Annotated in this window: 15 protein-coding genes and 3 pseudogenes; 13 read left to right on the plus strand and 5 right to left on the minus strand. The window is 48.3% G+C overall.

From position 1 onward, the window contains the following. Window positions 1-24: 24 nt before the first annotated feature. Together ACLTX1_RS01120 and ACLTX1_RS01125 are read right to left on the minus strand one after the other, a co-directional pair. A complete protein-coding gene (locus ACLTX1_RS01120; RefSeq protein ID WP_308449546.1) occupies window positions 25-1605 on the minus strand; it encodes a type I restriction-modification system subunit M in 1581 nt (526 codons plus the stop codon). Between the two features lie 5 nt (window positions 1606-1610). Next, a complete protein-coding gene (locus ACLTX1_RS01125; protein ID WP_308449547.1) occupies window positions 1611-1835 on the minus strand; it encodes a helix-turn-helix transcriptional regulator in 225 nt (74 codons plus the stop codon). A 469-nt stretch (window positions 1836-2304) separates the two neighbouring features. On the opposite strand from ACLTX1_RS01125, the gene ACLTX1_RS01130 reads away from it, so the two are divergent. After that, window positions 2305-2670, plus strand: coding sequence for a cysteine-rich VLP domain-containing protein (locus ACLTX1_RS01130; protein WP_308449548.1), 366 nt, complete (start codon window positions 2305-2307; stop codon window positions 2668-2670). Between the two features lie 124 nt (window positions 2671-2794). Further along, entirely contained in the window at window positions 2795-3184 is a 390-nt protein-coding gene (locus ACLTX1_RS01135) for a replication initiator protein A (RefSeq protein WP_308449549.1), read from the plus strand. 22 nt (window positions 3185-3206) lie between these two features. On the opposite strand, the pseudogene ACLTX1_RS01140 reads toward ACLTX1_RS01135, so the two are convergent. Both ACLTX1_RS01140 and mobC read right to left on the minus strand, forming a co-directional pair. Continuing rightward, window positions 3207-3932, minus strand: a pseudogene (locus ACLTX1_RS01140) (relaxase/mobilization nuclease domain-containing protein); the annotation flags it as partial. After that, window positions 3893-4132 (minus strand): plasmid mobilization relaxosome protein MobC, encoded by a 240-nt coding sequence (gene mobC / locus ACLTX1_RS01145; RefSeq protein ID WP_308449550.1) that lies wholly within the window; start codon window positions 4130-4132, stop codon window positions 3893-3895. The gene mobC and the pseudogene ACLTX1_RS01140, both read right to left, overlap by 40 nt. On the opposite strand from mobC, the pseudogene ACLTX1_RS01150 reads away from it, so the two are divergent. Together ACLTX1_RS01150 and hcp are read left to right on the plus strand one after the other, a co-directional pair. Next, window positions 4068-4540, plus strand: a pseudogene (locus ACLTX1_RS01150) (DUF4368 domain-containing protein); the annotation flags it as partial. The gene mobC and the pseudogene ACLTX1_RS01150 overlap by 65 nt on opposite strands. A gap of 178 nt (window positions 4541-4718) precedes the next feature. Then, window positions 4719-6389, plus strand: coding sequence for a hydroxylamine reductase (gene hcp / locus ACLTX1_RS01155; RefSeq protein WP_308449551.1), 1671 nt, complete (start codon window positions 4719-4721; stop codon window positions 6387-6389). A gap of 196 nt (window positions 6390-6585) precedes the next feature. Here the strand turns inward: hcp and ACLTX1_RS01160 are convergent. Beyond that, window positions 6586-6756 (minus strand): annotated as a pseudogene (locus ACLTX1_RS01160) (IS66 family transposase); the annotation flags it as partial. A gap of 177 nt (window positions 6757-6933) precedes the next feature. Here ACLTX1_RS01160 and ACLTX1_RS01165 point away from each other — a divergent pair. The 9 genes from ACLTX1_RS01165 to ACLTX1_RS01205 all read left to right on the plus strand — a co-directional run bounded on the left by ACLTX1_RS01165 (window position 6934) and on the right by ACLTX1_RS01205 (window position 16967). Continuing rightward, window positions 6934-7638, plus strand: a complete 705-nt coding sequence (locus ACLTX1_RS01165) for a lantibiotic protection ABC transporter ATP-binding protein (protein WP_025580190.1) — start codon at window positions 6934-6936, stop codon at window positions 7636-7638. Continuing rightward, window positions 7639-8385, plus strand: a complete 747-nt coding sequence (locus tag ACLTX1_RS01170; RefSeq protein ID WP_008705323.1) for a lantibiotic immunity ABC transporter MutE/EpiE family permease subunit — start codon at window positions 7639-7641, stop codon at window positions 8383-8385. 2 nt (window positions 8386-8387) lie between these two features. Then, on the plus strand, window positions 8388-9131 hold the full coding sequence (locus tag ACLTX1_RS01175) for a lantibiotic immunity ABC transporter MutG family permease subunit (RefSeq protein ID WP_025580193.1): 744 nt from the start codon (window positions 8388-8390) through the stop codon (window positions 9129-9131). After that, window positions 9124-9501, plus strand: coding sequence for a NisI/SpaI family lantibiotic immunity lipoprotein (locus tag ACLTX1_RS01180; protein ID WP_025580194.1), 378 nt, complete (start codon window positions 9124-9126; stop codon window positions 9499-9501). The genes ACLTX1_RS01175 and ACLTX1_RS01180 overlap by 8 nt, the downstream gene beginning before the upstream one ends. Before the next feature lie 38 nt (window positions 9502-9539). Beyond that, the gene (locus ACLTX1_RS01185) at window positions 9540-10202 is read left to right on the plus strand and encodes a response regulator transcription factor (protein ID WP_055056575.1); all 663 of its coding nucleotides are present in this window, start codon (window positions 9540-9542) and stop codon (window positions 10200-10202) included. Next, window positions 10193-11557: a sensor histidine kinase gene (locus ACLTX1_RS01190; RefSeq protein ID WP_118286031.1), complete on the plus strand. Its 1365-nt coding sequence runs from the start codon at window positions 10193-10195 to the stop codon at window positions 11555-11557. The genes ACLTX1_RS01185 and ACLTX1_RS01190 overlap by 10 nt, the downstream gene beginning before the upstream one ends. A gap of 924 nt (window positions 11558-12481) precedes the next feature. Further along, window positions 12482-13141, plus strand: a complete 660-nt coding sequence (locus ACLTX1_RS01195; protein WP_308449555.1) for a helix-turn-helix domain-containing protein — start codon at window positions 12482-12484, stop codon at window positions 13139-13141. 127 nt (window positions 13142-13268) lie between these two features. Further along, window positions 13269-16532: an InlB B-repeat-containing protein gene (locus tag ACLTX1_RS01200; RefSeq protein WP_412330353.1), complete on the plus strand. Its 3264-nt coding sequence runs from the start codon at window positions 13269-13271 to the stop codon at window positions 16530-16532. A gap of 261 nt (window positions 16533-16793) precedes the next feature. Further along, window positions 16794-16967, plus strand: coding sequence for a hypothetical protein (locus ACLTX1_RS01205; RefSeq protein ID WP_308449557.1), 174 nt, complete (start codon window positions 16794-16796; stop codon window positions 16965-16967). The last annotated feature ends 102 nt before the right edge of the window (window positions 16968-17069 follow it).

Raw genomic sequence — 17069 nt, forward strand, 5'->3', positions numbered from 1 at the left:
ATCATCCCTCCAATTACTAATTGCTCATTGCTCATTGCTAATTTCAGCAACGATTTTATCAATTTCCTCTCTCAATTTCTGTTCCCGTGCGACGATTTCCGCAATTTCTGCATTCAACTTCACAATGTCAATCTTTTCCCGGGTGTCCTCCTGCTCCACATAGGTGGAAACGGAGAGATTGTAATTATTCTGCTTGCTGCCAACTTCGTCGTTTGGCACAAGGCGGGCAAAATGCGGCTCATCCTTGCGTTCTGCCACGGCGGACACGATGCGCCGGATGTTGTCCTCGGAAAGCCGGTTGTTCTTCGTAACCTTCACAAACTCCTTGGAGGCATCCACAAACAGAACGGCGTTGTCCGTCTTGTTCTTTTTCAGCAGCATAATATCCACAGAGATTGTAACATTTAAGAACAGGTTGGAGGGCAGCTGAATGATAGCGTCCACAAAGTTGTTATCCACCAGATACTTGCGGATCTTCTGTTCGGCCCCGCCACGGTACATAATGCCGGGGAAGCAAACGATGGCCGCTGCACCGTTATTCGCCAGCCACGAAAGGCTGTGCATAATAAACGCCATATCCCCCTTAGAGGCAGGCGCCAGCACACCGGCAGGGGCAAACCGGGGGTCGTTGATCAGCGTCACATTTTTGTCACCCTCCCACGGCACGGAAAACGGCGGATTGGAGACGATCAGCTCAAAGGGCTGGTCATCCCAGTGCTGCGGGCTGAGCAGGGTGTCCTCCCGTACAATGCTGAACTTATCGAACTCGATGTTATGCAGGAACATATTGATGCGGCAGAGGTTGTAAGTGGTCAGGTCAATCTCCTGACCGTAGAAGCCTCGCTCGATATTATCCTTGCCCAGCACTTTTTCCACCTTCAGCAGCAGAGAACCGGAGCCGCAGGCGGGGTCATAGACCTTATTGATTTTCGTTTTGCCGATGGTGCCGAGGCGGGCCAGCAGCTCCGAAACATCGGCGGGAGTGAAATACTGACCGCCTTTTTTACCTGCATTGGCGGCGTACATTCCCATCAGATACTCATACGCATCGCCGAACAGGTCCGGGTTGCTGCCCTCCGTGGAGAACAGCGGCATCTGTGCCACACCGTTCAGCAGCTCTACCAGGACTTTATTCCGCTTGGCAATCGTCTCGCCGATGGCCTTGCTGTTCACATCGAAATCGTCAAACAGACCTGCAAAATCATTCTCAGCATCTCCGCTGGCGGCGCTGCTCTCAATGTGGTTGAACACACGCTCCAGCGTCTCGTTCAGGTTGTCATCCTTATCGGCACGGGCGAGAACATTGCAGAACAGCTCCGAGGGCAGAATGAAAAAGCCCTTTTCCTGCACCAGTCCCTCACGGGCAGTCTCCGCCTCGGCGTCCGACATTTTGGCGTAGTCGAAATCGGTATTTCCGGCAGCGTGCTCGCCCTCATTGATATAGGCCGCGAAGTTCTCGGAAATATAGCGGTAGAACATCGTGCCGAGCACATAAGATTTGAAATCCCACTCCGCCACATGGCCTGCGTGAACAAGGTCGGTGGCGATTTTATAGATACGGCGGAATAGCTCGTCCCGCTCCTGGTCTTTCTTTACATCAGCCATTGCATTTACTCCTTCTGGGCGATCCACGCCGCTTCGATTTCATCAAAGGGGATGTCGTTTTCTTCACAAAATGCCTTGATTTTTTTCATTGCCGTGATATTCGGCTTGGTTTTGGCGTTTTCCCAACGGTTTATCGTTCCAACGGATACATTCAGCGCTTTTGCAAAATCTTTCTGTGACAGCAGGGCTTTCTTGCGCATGACCTGTATTAACTCACTTAAAGGCGTCATCAAACAGTTCTCCTTCCAGAAGATTAACAGCATTATACCATAAACCTATCATTTTCTCAACACCATTTGGAGAAAAGAGAATACCAAAATACAGAGGTACAGCCTTCGGATTGATCCGTTGGCTGTGCCTCTTTTGCATCTTTAAGAAAAATTTGAAAAATAACTTCGTACAAATCGAGAAAGATTTCCCAGTTGGTTAGTAGGGGGTTAAAAAATCAGCCTTCTCGCTGGCTATCTATTGAGGAGATTCTTCTCTTGTGCCTTGAAAGAGGTGAATTTTTGAAAAAGTGCGGGAATTTTGCAGGAAAATTCGGCAAAGGAAAAGTGAGAGGACGGTAGCTGGTTCCACCGCTTGTCGCCGCTCTGTGGTTTTCCGTGTGCACCTTGAAAATTAAATAGCAGAAATTTTGGAGAAGAGGGTCACCAAACACCTACCCATTTTAGTAACAAGTGAGAGGAGGTTTTTCCAATGGTCATCAAAATCACACCGCAGCAGGCGAAAAGAGTCAACGCCCTGCTGCGGAAGCTGTGCGCCAACTATGACGGCGGCAACTGCCTGCTGCTGGACGACGGCGAGCCCTGTGTCTGCGTCCAGAGCATCAGCAAGTACGGCCTCTACTGCAACTACTTCAAGAATGCTGTGCTCCCGACAGACGAAAGATTATATGCCGAGGTAATGAAGCCATCCGGCGGCAAGCGCTGTGTGCTGTGCCATCAGCCTTTTGCACCGAGGGCAAAGAATCAGCGTTATTGTCCGGCCTGCGCCGCCAAGCAGAAACGGTTGAAGGCAACCGAACGGCAGCGCCGAAAGCGGGCATCAGCGTCACGCTTTTAAGGTGCGGACAGCCCTGAAACACAAGGCTTTTTGAATTCAAATCTACCCAAGCAATCCAGCAACACCTTAACCTCAAAAATACGCTTTGAAAAGCGTGACAAATTCAAGCGAGAGGAGAAATTCAATGAACCCATATTTTACAGCGCCGGACACGGAAAAGTTCAGGTTCTACCGTATACCCAAGTTGCTATTCACCGATGAGCGATACCGGCCAGTCTCCACCGACGCCAAGATGCTCTACGGTCTGCTGCTGGACCGCCTATCCCTGTCCGAGAAAAACGGCTGGAAAGACGAGCGTGGCCGGGTCTACCAATATTTCACCATCCGTCAGGCGCAGGAGCTACTGCACTTCGGCCACGAAAAGGTCTGCCGTCTGTTTGCAGAGCTGGAAGCAGCCGACCTCATCGAGCGTCGCCGTCAGGGACAGGGCAGGGCCAACCGCATCTACTTAAAGGAATTCACGCAGAAAGCCGATTTTCGGAATCCAAGAAGTCCGGGAATCGGAAGAAAATAAGACTTAGAGAGTGATAGTTACTACGTTCCTTGATCCTCTCTTCGGTGTAGTTCTCACCAATGGTTTTGGAGCGGGTGAAACGCTCCTGACCTTCGGCACGGAAGGAAATGTATTTACCGGTTTTGATCTTATAACCGGCTTCCTGCATGAGCTTCAAAAACTCGTCGTAGTCCTTTGCCACGATGACAAACCGGTCAATGGTCTGTTTGAGCTTCTGCTTCCAACTTGTGCCGCGTTTGGCTTCGGTGTATTCCTTGTAGCCCATCCCCTTGTTCTGTGAGGGTGGAATCACGGAAAGCCCATTTTCTTTGCAGAGCCGGTCGCTGACCTCGCGCATATCGTAGTAGATTTTCTTGTAGCTCTTATAGGCGTGATGATCAACGAAGTCCACGGCATTGAAAATCAGGTGGTTATGCACATGGTTTTTATCCGTGTGGGTGGTCAGCACATATTCGTACTTTCCGCCGAGGATTTCATCAGCAAACTGCTTGCCGATTTCATGGGCAAGCTCCGGCGTTACCTCACCGACATCGAAGGACTGGATCACATGACGGGCTATGATCCTGACGGGCTTCATTCCTTTTTGCTCGGCTATCCTTCGCGTCCATTCAAACTCTTGTGCCGCCGTTTCCGATGCGCACCCGTAGGTGGAGATCAGCAGCTTGTCCTCGGTCTTATCGGGGTTTGAAATGTACGCGAGAGCCTTGCTCAAAGTTCCTCGGATTGCTTTGATTTTAGTGACTGCCATACCAAATCCAGCTTCTCTTTCAGCTCATCAATATCATCCTGATAGAAGTGTCCCGTCGAGTTGATTCTACGGCAGATGTTATTGATATTTGCGCCGATCTTGTTGACTGCTGCGGCAAGCTTCTTCTGCTCGGTGTATGCGGCGAAGCATGAAGCCCGCTTTATGAAGCTGTTAATCGAGCAGAACGAGGACGGGGGCAAGCGCAGGAATGCCGCAAGGAAAAAGGAACTGGAAGCGGCTGAAAAGCGTATCAGCGAACTTTCCGCTATTTTCAAGCGGCTGTATGAGGACAGCGTAAGCGGTCGCATTTCTGACGAGCGTTTCACGGAGCTTTCGGCAGACTGTGAAGCCGAACAGCAGGAATTGAAAGAGCGTGTTGCCAGAATACAGGCGGAGCTTTCAAAGCACAGGAAGCTACCGTAAACGCAGAAAAGTTTATGAACATTGTCCGCAAGCACATGAACTTTGAAGAACTGACTCACACCCTCTTGCGTGAGTTTGTAGAGAAAATCGTTGTGCATGAGTGCAGCTACGATGAAAACGGCACACGCAGACAGGATATTGAGATTTACTATTCTTTCGTCGGCAAAGTGGACTTGCCCGAATGACCGCCCGCCCTATCCGATATCAAAGGCAAGTATCGGATAGGAAAGGCAAAAATTTTTACACTTCTATTACTTCTTTATCACACATAAGCAAATTAGTAAGGTCTCTCATACCAAGTATATTTTTCGTTTCCTGACCGATACTTTAACTATAAAAACGAAAGATAAGGATGGTCAGCATATGAATAATATGGATTTAGGATACGAAATATTTTGCTATCAATGTGAGCAAACAGCGAACGGAAAGGGCTGCACAAAGCTTGGGGTTTGCGGAAAGACACCAGAAATCGCCAATCTGCAGGATTTGCTGATCTTTCAAATCAAAGGGATCAGCTGTTACGGAAAAGTTCTGCAAGATGAGGGACAGCATATCGATAAAAATATCATACGGTTTATCGAAAATGTTCTTTTCACAACGCTGACGAATGTTAATTTTGATTCGAAAGTACACGTGGAATTATTGAACGAATCACAACGGATAAAAGAAAATTTGAGAACAATCACAGGAGAGCTTCACAATCAGACATCATACGCCACTTATGATCTTCCCGAAACAAAAACACAAATGCTAAAGGATGCTCAATTCGCGGGAATTATGTATGATAAATCCCTTGACCCGGATATTCGCTCATTGAGACAAACCATTTTATACGGACTGAAAGGTATCAGCGCCTATGGGCATCAGGCAAGAGAACTGGGCTATTACAGTGATGAGGTAGATGAATTTTATATTCAGGCATTGGAAGCTCTCACAGACGATAACCTTACAGTGGAAGAACTGATCCGAATGACCATGCGCACCGGAGAAGCGGCAATTGAGGTTATGAAAAAATTGGATGAAGCCAATACTGCAGTTTACGGAAATCCGGCACCCCATAGGGTCAATATCCATATGAGGAAAGGACCCTTTATCGTTGTTTCGGGACATGATTTGAAGGATTTGGAAATGCTGCTGGAACAAACAAAGGGAACGGGGGTCAATGTGTATACACACGGTGAAATGCTGCCGTGCCACGGATATGAGGGATTAAAAAAATACCCCCACCTTGTCGGGAATTTCGGTGGTGCGTGGCAAGATCAACAAAAACAATTTGATGATCTTCCGGGATGTATTCTAATGACGACGAATTGCCTTATGCGGCCGAGAGAGAGCTATAAAGGCCGAATCTACAGCACGAATGTAGTGGGCTGGGAAGGGGTAAAACACATTGGGAAAAGAGAAAACGGTGAAAAGGATTTCAGTGAAATCATTCAGCAGGCAATAGAATTGGGCGGCTATCCGGAGGATCAGGAGCCCCACGAGATACTTGTCGGATTCGGGCATCATTCGGTATTAAGCGATTCTGACAAAATCGTAGCGGCAGTAAAAGCAGGAAAAATCAGACATTTCTTTCTTATTGGCGGCTGTGACGGAGCAAGACCCGGTCGAAACTATTATACAGAGTTTGCTAAGATGGTCCCGAAAGACTGCGTGATATTAACGCTCGCATGCGGAAAATACAGATTTAACAAACTGGATTTCGGTGAAGTAGCGGGTCTGCCGAGACTTTTGGATGTCGGGCAATGCAATGATGTATATTCTGCCATACGGATCGCAACAGGTTTAGCAGATGCTTTTGGTACCGATGTAAACGGATTGCCCTTGTCGTTGATCGTATCATGGTACGAACAAAAGGCTGTTGCTGATTTGCTGGCATTATTGAGTCTGGGAATTAAAGGCATATATTTAGGCCCTACCCTGCCGGCATTTTTGAGCCCGAATGTGCTTCAGTATTTAGTGGACACCTTCGACTTGCGGCTTATTACCAATGCTGAGGATGACATTAAGACCTGCCTGAAACAGAATATTTGAGAAATCAGGAACCGTCAATGCACTTTGATAGTAACCGTAGAACCTGACAGCGCACAGTATAAGAGAGCTGGCACGAGCCAGCTCTCTTTAATCTTTTGACATCCTGCATTTATCCAGTGCGTGGACGGCGTGAGGTGTTCCTCCCATGTTGTGTCCATCTCGCTCAACTTGGGTGCGCTTTGCAACCCCCACAAAAGATATCGGTACGGATCCAGACCGTTTTCCCTTGTTGTTCAATCAGACTATACATTACGGCACTGGCCCAGGCGCCGTCTGGCGTATTGGCGAATAATCAGTTCCCTCGTCCCATCGCAAATGGCTTTATGCTGTGCTCAGCGCGGTCGTTGCTCAGCCCCAGACGGCCATCCTCCGGATAGCGGATCAGGTAGGGCTTTTTAAGGCCCTAAATGCGTAGGTTGGTGCTTTGTTGCGATATGCTCCACGGTTACGGTGTATTGTTCATATTCTGTTTTCGGGAATCTTTATGAAATCTTCAAAATTGCCCGGTATGCTATCCGTAAAATCAAAGAAAGGACTTGATTATATGGATATGATTTTGAAAACGACTGACCTCTGCAAAAATTTCAAGGGGCAAATGGCGGTAAACAATGTGTCACTGAACATCCGGCGCAACTCGGTTTATGGTCTGCTGGGGCCGAATGGGGCTGGCAAATCCACGATCTTAAAAATGCTCACCGGCATTTTGCGCCCCACATCGGGAAGCATCGAGTTTGACGGCCACCCGTGGAAGCGGAATGATCTGGAGCATATCGGTGCTTTGATTGAGATGCCCCCGCTTTACGAAAATCTGACTGCATACGAAAATCTCAAAGTCAGAACTACATTGCTCGGCCTGGACGATGCACGAATTAACGAGGTATTGCAAATTGTCCAGCTCACGAATACCGGCAAGAAACGGGCCGGGCAGTTTTCTCTTGGTATGAAGCAGCGGCTTGGTATTGCTATTGCATTGCTGAACAGTCCCCAGCTTTTGATTCTGGATGAACCGACTAACGGCCTTGACCCTTTAGGGATTGAGGAACTTCGAGAGTTAATTCGCTCTTTTCCCTGCAAAGGGATTACAGTTATTTTGTCCAGCCATATTCTGTCAGAAGTCCAGCAGATTGCAGATCATGTGGGTATCATTGCTGGCGGCGTCCTTGGATATGAGGGAGAGCTTCGCGCCGGTGAAGATTTGGAACAACTCTTTATGGATGTTATTCGCAGAAATGGTAAGGAGGGATATTAAATGGAGATGGCATATATTCAGGCAGAGAACCTAAAGCATAAGAGAACTTTCACAAAAACGCTGATCGTTCTGGCCCCGTTTGTAACTGCGCTTATGAACTTTTTTGCCCCTCTTTGGTTCCAGCTCAATTCTTATAATTGGTGGTATATCCTGCTTTATCCTGGATTCCTTACGCTCACCTGTGCCTTGATTGAACAGCGGGATAATGGCAAACTAAAATATCGTGCCGTTGCTTCATTGCCTGTTTCGCAGAACAAAGTCTGGAAAGCAAAAATTGGAGTGGCCGGTATTTACTCCTGTGTGGGGAATTTCATTTTCCTGGCGCTAAATCTGTTGGGCGGTTTTGCAATATTAGTTATCAACGAAATTCCCCTGACAATCGGAATTTGGCAGGCTGCGGCCGGAACAGCTTGTATTGTCATTGCAAGCCTATGGGAAGTTCCGCTGTGCTTATGGTTATCAAAAAAAGTTGGTATCTTTGTCACGGTTATTCTTAATGCCGGACTTGGAAGCGTTTTAGGGATTTTCACGGCTACAACCTCTTTGTGGATGATCTGCCCGTATAGCTGGGTGCCGCATCTTATGATTTCCGTGTTAGGTATTTTGCCTAATGGTGAGCCGGTTGCAGATCAGAGTACGGCAATGGCATTTTGGATGATTATACTTGTATTGGTCATTTCGCTGGCCTGGTTTGCGGCGCTGTCATTTTTAACTGCAAGATGGTTTGAGAAAAAGGAGGTGGGGTAACTATGGTATCTGTGGTTCGCTGCTGGAAAGCAGAATATCAGAAGTGTAAACATAGCATTTTGCTCTATATGCACAGCATGATTCCGATTATATGTGCGGCGATTTTTGCGGGTTACTATCATATATCCAGATGGGAACTGGCAACCAAAATCAGTGCCTATCTGGAAGTGCTGGCCGTTGCGTTCCCGTTTCTGATCGGCATTATTGTGGGCCTGGTTGTTCAGATCGAAAATCAGGCCGGGCATTATCAGCTTTTGTTGGGAACAATCCCATCTCGCATGGCAACGTATATTGGTAAACTTGGTTTTCTGATGATCTGTGCTTTTGGCGCAACATTTTTAGCGTTAGGAACATTCGCTGCACTATATAGGGATGCTCCGGCAAGCCTTTACCTGAAAGCAGGGATTCTATTGTTGATTACCATGCTTCCCATTTACCTGATTCATTTGTTTGTGGGAATGAGCTTCGGAAAAGGTGCATCTATGGGATTGGGAATTGCAGGGAGTTTAATAGCTGCCCTTATGATAACAGGGCTTGGTGACGCTACATGGAAATATATTCCCTGGGCCTGGGGCGTTCGTGCTATGGATTACACTGTGCTTGCATGGGATAGCCCCCAACTGTATGCACAGGTAAAAACCGATTTTTTCAGCGGTATGATTATTTCTGTATGCTGCACTGTTTGTCTGCTGATTGCCAGTTTGGTTTGGTTTCATGGTTGGGAGGGAGGTAAAAACAGTGAATAAAAAGTGCCTGTTTGCCGTGGTAATTGTGCTTGTAAGTCTTATATGCTTATCGGCCTGCGGTGCGCTCCGCGATACCGCCGATAAAAATAAGGCGTTAAATGAATCTCTGCCGTATTATGAGCTGAACGCCGCAAACTATGATGAAATTTCATATAACGGCCTGACATATACCATAACGGATGAATGTCTTGAAATGTCAGAACTGCAAGAAGAAATCGGGCAGGTATCGAAACGCTTCAAAAATGTGGCGGGGGAAGATTTCAGTTTCGGCTACGTTTACAGTATTGTGGATGTGGATATAAGCAATGCCGTAGCTGTAAATATCAACAATGAATATCGGAAAGCTGACATTAAAAATAATGATGAGTAACCTCGACAATGTGGTATAATGGGGCGGGAGGTGATTTTTTGACCCACTTACTTGTAGTTGACGATGAAGTTTCTATCTTGGAATTGATTAAGAACAGTTTGGGGAAAGATGGATATTTGATAACAGTCTGTCAAAATGCGGATGATGTAGACATCAAAAAGCTGCATTTCTATGACCTCATTCTTTTGGATGTGATGATGCCTGGCACAGACGGGTTTGAGTTTTGCAAACAGATCAGGAATATGGTAGACTGCCCGATTCTCTTTCTGACCGCAAAGACATTAGAGGAAGATATATTGTTTGGATTGGGCATCGGTGCGGATGATTATATTACGAAACCTTTTCGTATTCAGGAGCTTCGCGCCCGTGTCGCGGCACATTTACGCAGAGAAAAAAGGGAGCATCACAGCACACTTTCATTTGAGCCTGATATAAGATTTGACCTTTCCGCAAAGGTACTGTATGTTTCAGAACAGCCGGTTCCCCTTACCAAAAGCGAGTATTCAATCTGTGAATACCTTGCGAAAAACCGGGGACAGGTTTTTACAAAAGAACAAATCTATGAAGCCGTTTTCGGGTTTGATGGAATAGGCGATAACTCTACGATCTCAACGCATATAAAAAATATTCGTGCGAAATTGGAGCATTTCAAAATAAGTCCGATCAGCACCGTATGGGGGATAGGATATAAATGGGAGTGAAAAAGAAACCTACATTGAAAATATTGTTTCGCCAGTTTGCTATCTCCCTCATTGTCATGCTGGTAGCGGCAATTATTGTCCCTTCTGGTTTGGAGGGACTTGCTGTAAATGCTGGATTAGCTACAAGAGCAAATCTAAGTGAATTGCAGGTAAAAGAGATCATTCCAACGCTGACGATTGCCCCGGATATTACAAAGGTTGTGATTCCACAGGGATGCGGCTACTTAATTCTGGACAAGAACTTTAATGAGCTTTACAGCAATATGGACGATGATGAAAAAGAAATTGCCCTGCTGTACGCAAAGGGAGAATATATTGAATATGCTACGGGGAGGCAGTTTGCACTTGTTGTCCGGGAAAACGAATTTTGCGTTTTAAGGTATTATATTGGTTCTCAATTTACAGTGTCATGGCTACCGGAATATTTTCCATCTCCTGACACGCTTGCGTTTATCCTGATGGCTGTAAATTCGCTGCTGGTCATTATCATACTGACCGCCAGATTTGCTAAGAACCTGCGTACACAACTGACCCCGCTTTTTGAAGCAACTGCGGAGGTTTCAAAGCAAAACCTTGATTTTGAAGTAGGACACGCCAAAATCAAAGAGTTTGAAGATGTCCTTGCATCTTTTTCAGATATGAAAGATAATCTGAAAATTTCGTTAGAACGGCAATGGAAAACCGAACAGACACAGAAAGAGCAAATCGCCGCGCTTGCCCATGATTTGAAAACGCCTCTGACGGTTATTCAAGGAAATGCTGATTTACTCACAGAAACAAATCTTGATGATGAGCAACGATTATACGCTGGTTACGTCGTGGAAAGCTCCGGCCAGATGCAGTCATATATTCAAACCCTGATTGATATATCACGGGCGGCGGTTGGTTATCAGCTCCATATTGAAAGTATAGACTTGCCAGCGTTCATGCAGCACTTGTTCGGTTATATGGAATCACTATGCCGGACAAAAGAAATCCGGCTGCAAATGAATACTGTTTCACTCCCTCAAATGCTGAAATTTGATAGGGTGCTGATAGAACGTGCTATTATGAATGTTATCAGTAATGGGCTGGACTACTCCCCGCAAGGCGGAACGCTTTATGTGGATGTTCAGAGTAACAACGGTTTCGTGGAAATTTCAGTCACAGACGAGGGAACGGGGTTTTCTAAAGAGGCATTATGCCACGCACAGGAACGGTTCTATATGGGCGATCAAAGCCGCAATTCAAAGTTACACTTTGGTATGGGTCTATATATTACAAATTCGATTATGGAACAACATAATGGTCAGCTTATTTTAGAAAATTCAAAAGAAACCGGCGGCGCAAAGGTTACTATGAAACTTCCTTGCTGATTTTCCGATAGTGTAATGGACGTCTTTTATGTCCGTCCATTTTTCAAATCTTTATGGAATCTTCAAAAATTCCTCTTATCATGTATCTAAAGAAAAAACATCTGCCCAGCGGCAGAAAAGAAAAAAACCGCTGCTGGGCAGACCCATTTTCACGCTTAATTTATATTCACTGGTGGCGGTTTTGAGAAATCAAGGCCGCTGCTTTCTTTCTGTCATTCCCAGCAGTTAAAGGCATGGCGGCCCACGGGAGGACGCCGCCATGCTGTTTTACTATCATTATAATCTAATCCACTTCTACCGCTTAAAAAAAGCCTTGCCCCGCCACGGGAATATTCCGGCTATGAGTATGAACTATACCATGTAAGAAAACAACAAAACGCTTCAAATCGTCGCCCGGTAGGTTTACGACCTGCCGGGCGATTTTTGTCGCATTTTAGCCGCTGTCCCTGGCCGAAAAAATTCTTTGAGAAATTTTCAAAAAGGAGGTCTTTAGCGGGTAGCTGGCGGCTTTGCCAAAGTCTTGTTAGCGGAAAGGGAGAGAACCACCAACATCCCCCAAAGAAAGGGGGTGAGAAGATGGATGCTATCGGAGCTGCGGAAACAGCTAAAGGCGTTGATGCCGAAAGGAGGTTAGGGAAATTGTTTCAAGCGATTTGATTTACGCATAACAAGCTATCGGAAAGGCTGCTGTCAAGCGACGGCGGCTTTTCCTTTGCGGGTAGTATTCAAGAAGTCATAAAGTTCCGTGAGTAATGGAAGAAGGCGGCGTTTGTGAAAATGTCACAATTTACGGAGGTAAAGTTTCAAATTCCACTTGCCTTTTTGCACTTGATATGATATTATTAGTATGCGTACCAATACGTTTGGAGAGAGGTGATATATTTGCGGAGAGACAGCAGCGAAACAAAGAGGAAAATACTGACCGTGTGTGTCCGTCTCTTTTTGGAGCAGGGGTATAAAAACACCACTGTCAGTCAGATTGTGGACGAGGCAGGTGTGGCAAGGGGAAGCTATTTGAATCTATTTCCTACCAAGGACAGAATTTTGCTGGAATTGACCGAAACGATGTTCGGCGGACAGTTCGGCGTGGCAAGAAGCATTGCAGACAGCAAGCTGCCGCCGGTTTACGCCTATGCGGTGGAAACGGCGATCCAGATGACGCTGACGGAGCTGAACGAAAACCTGCGGGAAATCTACATTGAAGCCTACACGCAGAAGGAAGCGTCTGAATTTATCTTCCGGGAAACGGCGAAGGAGCTGTATCAGATCTTCGGTCCGTATCAGCCGGAGCTGACTGCCCGCGATTTTTATGACATGGAGATCGGCTCAGCCAGCATCATGCGCGGCTACATGGCCCACCCCTGCGACGAGGAGCTGACGCTGGAAAAGAAGCTGCGGCTGTTTCTCACCATGAGTCTGCGGGCGTACAACGTCCCGAAGGAGGAAACGGAACAGGCGATCCGGTTCGTGGAAGGGCTGGATATCCGCACGATCTCCGAACAGGTGATGCAGGCGCTGTTTCGTGCGCTGGCGATGCGCTTTGAGTTTTCCCTCGCGGGGATCACGCTGCCAGCACAAAAATAGAAGCCAATATGTATTGCAAGGGAGTACTCCCTTGCATCGGGATATATCCCGATGCAATTCCCTTTTGCTCCAAAACGCGCTCCCCATGGGGGACGGGAGGTGCGCGAGAAGAAAGCGAGGAACTTGCATGAAGAAAAAATTCCTAGCGGTGCTGCTTGTGCTTTGCGCAGTGGTACTGTTCGCCCTTCCCGCATATGCGGCGTCAGATACGTCGGTCGGATATACCGTCAATGTGACACTCTCCGCCGACAGCTATTTCTGCGGCACAGAGGGGCACACCGGCGAAGTAACGTCCATTTCCATCAAGAACGTGGACTCTTCCGAATGGGATACGTCTGAGACGAGACCTCTGACTGTCCTGTTTGAAGTGTCATTCAAATGCAGCACCTGCGGTGTTTCAGGCACCAAGATTGCGAACAACGCACTCAGCTTGACGTTCCGGGATGCAGATTCCTGCCACGCGCCGTTCAACGCGTCGGTGACGGCACGCAAGCTGCTCACCGGCCGAGACGATTCCATTACGTTCACGCTGACCCGCGATAAGATCGGGTATGCCGAGAAGATCGACAAGAAGGACGCGACCTGCACCGAATCCGGGATATCGCAGACCTGCTGGGAATGCCAGGGCTGCAAGCAGATCTTCTCCGATGAGAACTGCACGAATAAACTTGCAAACGACATTTCTGGTGTCACGATCCCGGCTTCCGGCCACAGCCTGACGCGTTATGAGGCGCAGGACGCGAACTGCCAGCACGACGGCTGGGTGGAGCACTGGAGATGCGGGAAGTGTAACGGCTATTTCCTTGATGCGACGGGTTTGAATCCGACCGGATCGTCCTCCGTCATGCGCTACGACAGAAACAAGCATGTAGGCGATACGGTCTACGTGCCGTACAATCTTGAAGGCAAAAGAAATCATAAGGTATATCCCTCCTGCCACCCGGATATTTTCACGACGGAACCACACGTTCTGGGCGACAGCTCGAAGGGCGAAGACCCTGATTACTGCGCGCTTTGCGGTCAAATCGTGGCTGCAAAAGTGCTGCATTCCGTCGACCCTTATGAAAAACGCTTCTTTGCACATGATGATGCAATAGCAGATTTTAACAGCAGCGAAACCTCCGAAGAGATCCATTTCCTCAGAAGCTTTGACCGCACGGTATCCATCAATAAAGCCGGAACAGTTCGTTTGGCTGAGGGGAAATACATCACGTATATGAACGTTGGAGACTATGACGTCACGATCTGGAACGACGGAAAGATCACGAATCTCAACGCGTACAGCAGCACGACGCTCAGAGGCAGCAAGACCGGCACCTACGGAAAAATCACCAACCGTACCGAAGGCGGAACGGTCGGCGATCTGCTGTTCAGAGTAAACAGCAACTCAGCTTATTACGTGACCGAAGACCTTCAATGGATCAGCCGTGCAGCGGCGAGTGGTTCCTCCATCTCGGAGGTTCGGGTGCTGTATTCGCCGTTTACATACATTGAGATTACAGGCGACGGCGTAAAAGCAGCCACGGATGAGGCTGATAAATACAAGCTCACAGCGTTAAGGGGCGAAACAGTCATCCTGGATGTAGCTACTTATTCCATCCAGCCCGCCATGAATTTCCCAGGTTCCGATAGTTCGATAACATGGGACTACGGCGGGATTCCCGACGATCATGTACACGTCGACCGTAACGTGGATTGGAAGGATCTCAGGCTCACCATCACCGATTTGCCGTCCGGAACCTATACGCTGACCTTCACGCGGACAGCGGTGAATAAGTTCTCCGTATCTGCGACGCTGGTTCTCACCGTGGAAGAGACCCTGACTGCACATACCGTGACCTTCGACCCCAACGGCGGTACGCTGAGCGAAGGCGAGATGAGCAGCAAATCGGTTTTTCCCGGCGATGCTTACGGCGCGCTGCCGACGCCGACGCGCGTCAACTACCGCTTCGACGGCTGGTTCACCGAGAAGGACGGCGGCACGAAGGTGGAGGAAACCACAATTATGTCCTCCCGAGCGGCGCATACGCTCTACGCCCACTGGACGCCGATCCATGTGCACGCCTACACACAGCAGGTTCAAAAGCCCGAAGCGCTGAAAACTCCTGCGGACTGCACCAATAACGCGGTGTATTATCTATCCTGTGCGTGCGGAGAAGTAAGCACCAACGACGCCGATACGTTTACCGCAGCGAATACCGCGCTGGACCACGACTGGGGCGCTTGGACGCAAAACAGCGATGAAAAGACCCACACCCGAATCTGTAAGCGTGACACCAGCCATACGGAAACCGAGAATTGCCACGGCGGCACGGCCACCTGCACCCAAAGAGCAACATGCACAGTTTGCGGTGCGGAATATGGCGATGCTCTGGGACATGATTTTACTACCAGTTGGACACATGATGATAACGAGCACTGGAAGCAGTGTTCCCGTTGCGATATAAAGGATGACGTAAGCCCTCATACTTGGGACAACGGTACGATAACAACAGCGCCTACCTGCACAAAAGCGGGCGAAGAGACATATAGCTGCACCAAGTGCGGCGCAACAAAAATAGAGCCGATTCCAGCCACCGGCCACAGCTGGAAGTCCGATTGGACGTCCGATGCAACGCATCACTGGCATGAATGTGCCAATGAAAACTGCGATGTGACGGATAACGCGGGAAAGAAAGGCTACGCGGAGCACTCCGGCGGCAAAGCGACCTGCACCCAAAATGCCGTCTGTGAGATTTGCAAGGCAAGCTACGGCAGCCTTGACCCGAACAACCACACCGACCTGAAACACATTGACGCAAAGGCCGCCACCGCTGCCGAAGAAGGCAACATTGCGTATTGGTACTGCGGCGGCTGCAAGAAGTATTTCTCCGACGCTGCGGCAATAAAGGAAATCACCAAGGCTGCCACCGTGACGGCAAAGCTGCCCCCGAAAATCACAGCCGGGGATGGTGCAGCGGTCACGCAGGGCGAGAAAAAGGAACTGACCTTCACTTCCGATGCATCCTTTGCCGATTTTGTTCGTGTAGAGCTTGACGGCACTGCGCTGGAAGAAAAGAACTATACGAAGAGAGAGGGCAGCACCATCATCACGCTGAACCGTGATTTTGTTGCCACGCTTTCCGTGGGTGAGCATACGCTTGCGATCGTTTCTCAACACGGTACGGCAACAGCTAAGTTCACCGTCAAGGCAAAGCCGACGGAAACAGCAACCCCGCAGCCCACGGTGCCCCCGCAGCCTACAGCGCAGCCGACGCCGACGGTGCAGCCTGTTTCCCCGCGCACCGGCGACACCGCTAACCCCGCATTGTGGTTTGCGCTGCTGATTGTCAGCGGCGGTGCTGCCATTGGTATAACGGTTGCCAGCAGAAAGAAAAAGCATAACAAATAATGGAATAGCGTTTCCTTGCTCCATCTTCCGAGCAAGACAAAAGCGTCGTAGCAATACGGCGCTTTTTTGTTACCCGGAAGCGACAAACAGCGGCTTTTGAATGACGGACGGTAAGGATACCGCCACCGTTTTGAAAGCCGCTCATATCGAAAGCAAACGCCCAAAATCGCCCCGAAAACATACAGTGGGATACGGTTTCAGGCGTTTTTGCGTTTCGGGAGCAAATCGGCAAATAGGTAGTGCAAAAAGGAGGTGGACGCTATGCCCCGTATGTCGAAATACCTCAAGGAAGAATGGGCGTTCTTTCTTGACGAGCGTGGACGGATGAAATATAACGAGCTTTGCAGAAAATGCGAAAGGAGCTGCAAGCAGAGCTTCCGTGCCATCGTTATTCAATGCCCGCACTATCAATCGAAAAGGAGAATCAAAGAATGACCGACAATCAGATTATTTCAAACACAAAGCTGGAAATCATTAAGGCAAGCGACATTATTATCAGCTTTATACCGGCGCATTTGAGTTGGAATGATCTTGAGG

Origin of the sequence: Hominenteromicrobium sp. (assembly GCF_046974225.1) — a bacterium.
GTDB lineage: Bacteria > Bacillota > Clostridia > Oscillospirales > Acutalibacteraceae > Hominenteromicrobium > Hominenteromicrobium mulieris.

What these genes read in the sequence shown, in the direction of transcription:
- ACLTX1_RS01120 (WP_308449546.1), bottom strand. Translation starts at nt 1,605, where the DNA reads ATGGCTGATGTAAAGAAAGACCAGGAGCGGGACGAGCTATTCCGCCGT.
- ACLTX1_RS01125 (WP_308449547.1), bottom strand. Translation starts at nt 1,835, where the DNA reads ATGACGCCTTTAAGTGAGTTAATACAGGTCATGCGCAAGAAAGCCCTG.
- ACLTX1_RS01130 (WP_308449548.1), top strand. Translation starts at nt 2,305, where the DNA reads ATGGTCATCAAAATCACACCGCAGCAGGCGAAAAGAGTCAACGCCCTG.
- ACLTX1_RS01135 (WP_308449549.1), top strand. Translation starts at nt 2,795, where the DNA reads ATGAACCCATATTTTACAGCGCCGGACACGGAAAAGTTCAGGTTCTAC.
- hcp (WP_308449551.1), top strand. Translation starts at nt 4,719, where the DNA reads ATGAATAATATGGATTTAGGATACGAAATATTTTGCTATCAATGTGAG.
- ACLTX1_RS01165 (WP_025580190.1), top strand. Translation starts at nt 6,934, where the DNA reads ATGGATATGATTTTGAAAACGACTGACCTCTGCAAAAATTTCAAGGGG.
- ACLTX1_RS01170 (WP_008705323.1), top strand. Translation starts at nt 7,639, where the DNA reads ATGGAGATGGCATATATTCAGGCAGAGAACCTAAAGCATAAGAGAACT.
- ACLTX1_RS01175 (WP_025580193.1), top strand. Translation starts at nt 8,388, where the DNA reads ATGGTATCTGTGGTTCGCTGCTGGAAAGCAGAATATCAGAAGTGTAAA.
- ACLTX1_RS01190 (WP_118286031.1), top strand. Translation starts at nt 10,193, where the DNA reads ATGGGAGTGAAAAAGAAACCTACATTGAAAATATTGTTTCGCCAGTTT.
- ACLTX1_RS01200 (WP_412330353.1), top strand. Translation starts at nt 13,269, where the DNA reads ATGAAGAAAAAATTCCTAGCGGTGCTGCTTGTGCTTTGCGCAGTGGTA.
- ACLTX1_RS01205 (WP_308449557.1), top strand. Translation starts at nt 16,794, where the DNA reads ATGCCCCGTATGTCGAAATACCTCAAGGAAGAATGGGCGTTCTTTCTT.